Raw genomic sequence first — 3,943 nt, forward strand, 5'->3', positions numbered from 1 at the left:
CCGGCCGAACCGTTCGATGCCGCGGCGCTCGCCCGCGTGCTCGCGTCGCTCAGGCGCGACGGCACGTTCGACTACGAAGCCGGCGGCGCGCGCTTTGCCGCGCCGCGCACGCTCGACGCGCTCGCCGCGCTGAAGGCGGCGCGCCCCGATGCGCGCCTGCTCGCCGGCAGCACCGACGTCGGTCTGTGGGTGACGAAGCAGCTGCGCCGGCTCGACGACATGATCTATCTCGGCCAGGTCGAGGAACTGCAGCGCATCGTGCACGGCGACGACTGGATCTCGATCGGCGCGGGCGTCACGGTCGAGGACGGCTATGCGGCGCTTGCCGGGGTCTATCCGGAGCTGACCGAGATGTGGAAGCGTTTCGCGTCGTTGCCGATCCGCAATGCGGGCACGCTCGGCGGCAACATGGCGAACGGCTCGCCGATCGGCGATTCGATGCCGGGGCTGATCGCACTCGGCGCGCGCGTCGTGCTGCGCGGCGGCGACGTCGTTCGCGAGCTGCCGCTCGAGGCGCTCTACACCGGTTACCAGCAGAAGGACATGGCGCCGCACGAGTTCGTCGTCGGCGTGAAGGTGCCGACCCGGCACGGTGCGCGCGCGCAATTGCAATTCCGCACCTATAAGCTGTCGAAGCGTTTCGATTCGGACATCTCGGCCGTGTGTGCGGCGTTCGCGTTCATCGCGGACGGCGATGCGATCCGCGAGCCGCGCATCGCATTCGGCGGCATGGCGGCCACGCCGAAGCGCGCGGCGCACGCGGAGCAGGCGCTCGACGGCGCGCCGTGGCACGACGAGGCGACCGTGCTGGCGGCGATGCACATGCTCGAGCGCGACTACGCGCCGTTGAGCGACATGCGCGCGACGCGCGCCTATCGTCTCGAGACCGCGAAGAATCTGCTGTATCGCTTCTGGCTCGAGACGCGTCCGCACGATCCGCTGCCGCCGCAGGCGCTGAACGTGCGCGAGGTCGCCGCGGAAACGGCGGGCGTCTGACGATCGGGGCCGAACATCATGAACAAGCAAACCGAACCATTCCTGAGCGCCTTCGACGCGCAAGCCGACAGCAAGCAGGTGCACGTGTCCCGTCCGCACGAATCCGCGCATCTGCATGTGAGCGGGCGCGCGACCTACACCGACGACATGCCGATCGTCGCCGGCACGCTGCATGCGGCGCTCGGCCTGTCGGCGAAGGCGCATGCGAAGATCGTGTCGATGGACTTCGACGCGGTGCGCGCGACGCCCGGCGTCGTCGCCGTGTTCACGGCCGGCGACATTCCCGGCGTCAACGATTGCGGCCCGATCGTCCATGACGATCCGGTGCTCGCCGACGGTGTCGTGCAGTTCGTCGGCCAGCCGATGTTCATCGTCGTCGCGACCTCGCACGACATCGCGCGGCGTGCCGCGCGCCGCGCGAAGGTCGAGTACGACGAATTGCCGGCGATCCTGACCGCGCAGGACGCGCGCCGCGCCGAGTCGTACGTGATTCCGCCGCTCAGGCTCGCGCGGGGCGATGCCGCCGCGCATCTGTCCGCCGCCTTGCATCGCGAGACGGGCGAGATGAACGTCGGCGGACAGGAGCAGTTCTATCTCGAAGGGCAGGTCGCCTATGCGGTGCCGAAGGACGACGACGGCATGCAGGTCTACTGTTCGACGCAGCATCCGAGCGAAATGCAGCATCTGGTCGCGCACGTGCTCGGCGTCGCGTCGCACAACGTGCTCGTCGAGTGCCGCCGGATGGGCGGCGGCTTCGGCGGCAAGGAATCGCAGTCGGGCCTGTTCGCGTGCTGTGCGGCGCTCGCCGCCTGGAAGCTGCTGTGCCCGGTGAAGCTGCGCCCGGACCGCGACGACGACATGATGATCACCGGCAAGCGGCACGACTTCCATTACCGCTTCGACGTCGGCTATGACGATGCCGGACGCATCGACGGCGTGTCGATCGACATGACGTCGCGCTGCGGTTTCTCGGCCGACCTGTCTGGCCCGGTGATGACGCGCGCGGTGTGCCATTTCGACAATGCGTACTGGCTGCCCGACGTGTCGATCGCCGGATACTGCGGCAAGACCCATACGCAGTCGAACACTGCGTTCCGCGGCTTCGGCGGCCCGCAGGGCGCATTTGCGATCGAATACATCATCGACAACATCGCACGCTCGCTCGGCCGCGATCCGCTCGACATTCGCCTCGCGAATCTGTACGGCAAGACCGAGCGCAACGTGACGCCGTACGGCCAGACGGTCGAGGACAACGTGCTGCCCGAACTGCTCGCCGAACTCGAGGCGACGAGCGGCTACCGGGTGCGGCGCGCGAAGGTGCGCGAGTTCAACGCGCGCAACGACGTGCTGAAGAAGGGCATTGCGCTGACGCCGGTGAAATTCGGCATCGCGTTCAACGTCACGCACTTCAACCAGGCCGGCGCGCTCGTCCACATCTACACCGACGGCTCGGTGCTGGTGAACCACGGCGGCACGGAGATGGGGCAGGGACTCAACACGAAGGTCGCGCAGGTCGTCGCGCAGGAACTCGGTATCCGCTTCGAGCGGATCCGCACGACCGCGACCGATACCAGCAAGGTCGCGAACACGTCGGCGACAGCCGCGTCGACCGGCTCCGACCTGAACGGCAAGGCCGCGCAGGATGCGGCGCGGCAGCTGCGCGAGCGGCTCGCGGCATTCGCCGCGAAACAGTACGGCGACGGCGCGGTCGATGCCTCGATGGTGCGTTTCGGCGACGATCGCGTGTGGATCGGCTCGACCGGCGTGCCGTTCGGCGAGGTGGTCGCGAAGGCGTATCTCGCGCGCGTGCAGCTGTGGTCGGACGGCTTCTATGCGACGCCGAAGCTGCACTGGAATCAGGCGACGCTGCAGGGTCGGCCGTTCTTCTACTACGCGTATGGTGCGGCCGTGTCCGAAGTCGTGATCGATACACTGACGGGCGAGATGCGCACGCTGCGCGTCGATGCGCTGCATGATGTCGGCGCGTCGCTGAACCCGGCGCTCGACATCGGCCAGGTCGAGGGCGCGTTCATCCAGGGCATGGGCTGGCTGACGACCGAGGAGCTGTGCTGGAACGCGGGCGGTGAACTGATGACGCATGCGCCGTCCACGTACAAGATCCCGACCGTCAACGACACGCCGCCCGAATTCAACGTGCGGCTGTTCGACAACCGCAACGTCGAGGACAGCATCCACCGTTCGAAAGCGGTCGGCGAACCACCGCTCCTGCTGCCGTTCTCGGTGTTTTTCGCGGTGCGCGACGCGGTCGCGGCAGTCGGCGACGATCGCGTCAATCCGCCGCTCGACGCGCCGGCGACCGGCGAGGCGATCCTGCGTGCGGTGCAGGCCGTGCGCGCAGCGCGGGCGGGCTGACATGACGATCATCCAAGGAACCGGCCGGCGCAATCGCGCGACGGGCACGTCCGTACCGATGCACATCGTGCTGTTCGGCGCGGGCCACGTCGGCCATGCGCTCGTGACACTGCTCGGCCGGTTGCCGTGCATCGTCCAGTGGGTCGATACACGCGACGAACTGTTCCCGGACGAATGTCCGCCGAACGTCCAGCCGGAGGCGACCGACACGCCGGAGGCGCTGGTCGATCATGCGCCGCCCGGCACGTACTTCCTCGTGATGACGCATCACCACGCACTCGATCTGGCGCTGGCGGAGCGGATCATGCGGCGGCGCGATTTCGCCTACTTCGGGATGATCGGTTCGCGCACGAAACGCGCGAAGTTCGAGCGGCGGCTGATCGCGCGCGGCGTCGATCCGGCGCGCATGCGTGACATGGTGTGCCCGATCGGCGTTGCCGGGATCGCCGACAAGGCGCCGCGATCCATCGCGGTGGCCGTCTGCGCGGAACTGTTGCAGGCGCGCTCGGGCCTGCCGGCCGTCGACGCGAACGCAGCGGTGCCGGCGGACGTGGACGACATCGCATCCGGCATC

At 68.3% G+C, this 3,943-nt stretch carries 3 protein-coding genes; all 3 read left to right on the plus strand.

Annotation, left to right across the window (positions count from 1 at the left end):
* Positions 1-996 (plus strand): FAD binding domain-containing protein (locus KH616_RS22650; protein ID WP_292252141.1); only part of this gene is annotated, 996 nt, incomplete at its 5' end.
* 18 nt (positions 997-1,014) lie between these two features.
* Complete coding sequence (xdhB, locus tag KH616_RS22655; RefSeq protein ID WP_292252142.1) at positions 1,015-3,369, plus strand: xanthine dehydrogenase molybdopterin binding subunit; 2,355 nt, start codon at positions 1,015-1,017, stop codon at positions 3,367-3,369.
* Between the two features lies 1 nt (position 3,370).
* Positions 3,371-3,943 (plus strand): xanthine dehydrogenase accessory protein XdhC (gene xdhC, locus KH616_RS22660; RefSeq protein WP_292252143.1); only part of this gene is annotated, 573 nt, incomplete at its 3' end.

The sequence above is a fragment of the Burkholderia sp. genome (assembly GCF_018375725.1).
Taxonomy (GTDB): Bacteria; Pseudomonadota; Gammaproteobacteria; order Burkholderiales; family Burkholderiaceae; genus Burkholderia.